Source organism: Peptoniphilus harei, assembly GCF_900454685.1.
Lineage (GTDB): Bacteria > Bacillota > Clostridia > Tissierellales > Peptoniphilaceae > Peptoniphilus_A > Peptoniphilus_A harei.
Window position 1 is genome coordinate 1 of sequence record NZ_UATM01000031.1, and the last position, 3,416, is coordinate 3,416.

Sequence of the window (3,416 nt, forward strand, 5' to 3'; positions counted from 1 at the left end):
CTATATATGATATAAATCAAAAATTTGAAATATCTGAGAGAGATTGCATATTAAAATATCAAAATTAGATTTTGACTTATCTGTTTATGATATTTTGGAATGCTATCAGTTGAGGAACTATTGTATATCCTGATGAAAGTGAGTATTTAAATCCTGCTCATTGGATATTGATTGAAAAAATTCTGTGTCTATATTAAATGGTGAATTAATGAACTATCGACACATCACATTAATTCTGGTACCATATTTAATATATTTCTTCAATCAATTTATCTTAAATACTCACTTTCATCAGGATATACAATAGTTCCTCCAACTGATAGCATTCCAAAAATATCATAAACAGATAAGTCAAAATCTAATTTGATATTCTTAATATGCAATCTCTCTCAGATATTTCAAATTTTGATTTATATCATATATAGTATTAAATACTGCGCCATGATTTATTACAGCACCTTTTGGATTTTCAGTAGTCTCTGACGTAAACATGATATAAGCTGCATCAGTCGAATCGATATGTTCTATATTAAACATATTTATCAAATCTAACCTATAATTTACATCATCAATGTTCACAAAATTTCTTTGTCTACTATCATAACAACTGACATTTGTCAAAATAACTTTACAATTACATTGTTTTAAAATATTCTCTAATCTTTTTTCTTCTATATTAAAATCTACCGGAACATATATAGCTCCTACCATAAGTATTCCAAGAATAGTATAAACTTGACTTTTATTATGTGGTAGTTTTACAATTATATGCTCACCTTTTTTACATTTTTTTCTTTCAATGCTAAAGCTATAGATACAGACTTATTATATAATTCTTTATAAGAAATTGAACCTCTAGAGTCTATAACAGCCGCCTTATCTGGATAAGATTTTACTTTTTCTAAAAATCTTCTAATAATGTCTTATTATTAATTTTTTTATTTGTAGCATTAACTTTTTCTCTAATTTCACGTTGCCACTTAGGTAGATTAATTTCAAGACGTTTCTCCCAAAATTCTTTATTGTTCGATAAATTTATTAAAATCTTCTTAAACTCACTAAACATATCCTCCAACATATCATCTTCAAATATTCCTTCACGAACATCCCAATTAATCTGTAAACCTAATTCAGTATCCATAGCTTGACAATCAATAAATACTTGCGGTGTTTGAGATATTCCATACACATATCTTCCTATCAACCTCTTTTTAATTAACCCTATTGCACTTGTAAATACATACGGTGCTAAAAATTCTTTGGAGTTATGCAGTTTAGCAATATCTCTTAATATATTAACTCCAGGATATGCACTATTATCTATTGAGCTGAATAATTCTTTATTAACTTCTCTTGCTAACTCTGAAAAAGATTCTTTTATGTTTTTTATCGAAATTACCGATGTATTTGTAAAATCTCCTACTAAATATTCTATATTTTCCCCTAAATTTTTCTTGTTAAATAAAGTTAAATTTATAAGAAATTCTTTTTCTGTACTCCATTTTTTTAGTACTTCACTATATACAGTCAATACTGACGCTGTCGGTGTTAAAGCATGGTTTTGAGCTAAAATTTTAAATTTATCCCACATATCCTTATCTAATGTTAAAGACAATCTTTTAAACTTACAAACATCCGTTTCTTTTAGCGTTTTTAAAGGTATTACTGGAGATGTCTTTAATTTTCTAGTCTTTTGACTCCAATATGCTTTCGCCTTCTTGTATTCCGAGTTTTCTTTTGTCTTTTCTTCACTTATTATATAATTCCTAAATGATATCTTAGATTGTCTATCATTCTCTATTCCTTTAAAATACTTCATCTCAAACTCTAATAGAAGTTGCCATATACTTGACCAATCACATATCATAAAATCCATCGAAAAGTGTAAAATTGATTTTTCTCCATAATTTGATACTCCAATATCAAACATTGGCCATTTTTCTAATTGATAAACTTTATCCTCTAACTGTTCTCTAATAGATATCCTATCTCCTGTAACAACCTCATATTCTGGAACTTTTTGTAGTATTTTTTGATAACCTTCTTTAAATATAACTGCCCTCAGCATTTCATGTTTATTTATCAAGTAATTCCATGTATCTTGTACTTTTGAAACGTCTAAATTATCATATAAAAATTCTTGATAAATGTGACAAGATACATTTCCATATGAATGTAAGTCATCTCTTCCATAAAGATATGATTTCTGAACTGGAGATAATGGAAATGGTGCATAATCATCTTTAACATCATATTTATTCTCAAGTTTTTTAATGTATTCTTTAAGTCCATCTTTATTTAATTTTAATTCCATTAAAATATCTTCATCTAACTGACCATTTATGGATTTATATTTTAACTTTTCACCATCAACATACAACTCAATACCTTGCTTAGAATATTTTTCAATTATTTCTTTATAACCGTTCTCCATTATTTACCTCCTTATTAAATTATTCATCAAAAATTTTTATATCACTCAGCAAAAGCAGCTTCTCTTTACTAGTCTCCATAAACTTTGCATATCCCGCTTTTTTCTGCAAAATTTCCCATTTTTTAGATGTTGATAGTTCCCTGTTTACTCGACGAATATCAAGTTTGCCTGAATTCATATATTTCTTCATTTTAATCAATTCTGCTGTTATTGAATCAATCCAGTATGTTTGAAAAAATTTTGAAGTACTCGTTTCTTTTAAAGAATTCAAAACCTTGTAGATTGACTCTTTACCTATATTTAAATCGTCTTTAGCTCCTTTTAAATATGTTCTTGGACGCCAAGCAACATCTCCATACGCATCATTTAGCGATAATACTCCATCTTCATAATAAAGTTTAAAACTATACATTAATTGCATATTGTAATCAGGTGTTTTGGGATTTAATTGATTATTGAATTCTATTAAAATAGGTAATTTCCCTATATTTCCATATAATATATCAAATGGGCCTAATCCTTTATTATATTATTATCCAACTCCAAATCACCTAAAATTCCAGAAATAGCTAATAAATCCAAAGCTACATATGATAATTGTGTAGAAAAAGAAACGCTTATATATTCTAACTTAGAATATATATTTAATTTTTTTGCATACACTGCAAAGCTCTGCATATTTGATAAATTTGAATATAGATTTGCAGTCAAGTAAATAAGGTTTTTCTCTCTTGCTAGCTTATAACATTTATATAAATGTTCTTGATAAACAGGTTGCTCTTGAATTACGTTTATTCCTTTATTTAGTAAATCTATGCACAATTCTGTTCCATCCCACCTGTTCCCTCACTTCTAACAATAACGCAAGCTAAATCTATATCTGATGGCAATTCTTCAACATTAAAATACAGTGGTACATTATATTTCTTTGAAAGTGTCTTTGACCTTTCACTTCCTCTTCCGATAATACCTGCAATTTGAA

The 3,416-nt window shown here is 27.6% G+C and carries 5 protein-coding genes; all 5 read right to left on the bottom strand.

Features of this window, described 5'->3' with window-relative positions; genetic code table 11:
- Window positions 1-372: 372 nt before the first annotated feature.
- The 5 genes from DRZ96_RS01355 to DRZ96_RS12295 all read right to left on the bottom strand — a co-directional run bounded on the left by DRZ96_RS01355 (window position 373) and on the right by DRZ96_RS12295 (window position 3,411).
- Entirely contained in the window at window positions 373-816 is a 444-nt protein-coding gene (locus tag DRZ96_RS01355; protein WP_112889293.1) for an AMP-binding protein, read from the bottom strand.
- 85 nt (window positions 817-901) lie between these two features.
- The gene (locus DRZ96_RS01365; protein WP_112889294.1) at window positions 902-2,434 is read right to left on the bottom strand and encodes a condensation domain-containing protein; all 1,533 of its coding nucleotides are present in this window, start codon (window positions 2,432-2,434) and stop codon (window positions 902-904) included.
- A 19-nt stretch (window positions 2,435-2,453) separates the two neighbouring features.
- A complete protein-coding gene (locus DRZ96_RS01370; RefSeq protein ID WP_409371948.1) occupies window positions 2,454-2,936 on the bottom strand; it encodes a hypothetical protein in 483 nt (160 codons plus the stop codon).
- An 11-nt stretch (window positions 2,937-2,947) separates the two neighbouring features.
- Window positions 2,948-3,256 carry a hypothetical protein gene (locus DRZ96_RS01375; protein ID WP_112889296.1) on the bottom strand — a complete coding sequence of 103 codons (309 nt, stop codon included), beginning with the start codon at window positions 3,254-3,256 and terminating at the stop codon, window positions 2,948-2,950.
- The gene (locus DRZ96_RS12295; protein WP_409371949.1) at window positions 3,247-3,411 is read right to left on the bottom strand and encodes a Gfo/Idh/MocA family oxidoreductase; all 165 of its coding nucleotides are present in this window, start codon (window positions 3,409-3,411) and stop codon (window positions 3,247-3,249) included. Before DRZ96_RS12295 ends, DRZ96_RS01375 begins: the two co-directional genes overlap by 10 nt.
- Between the last annotated feature and the right edge of the window lie 5 nt (window positions 3,412-3,416).

What these genes read in the sequence shown, in the direction of transcription:
- DRZ96_RS01365 (WP_112889294.1), bottom strand. Translation starts at nt 2,434, where the DNA reads ATGGAGAACGGTTATAAAGAAATAATTGAAAAATATTCTAAGCAAGGT.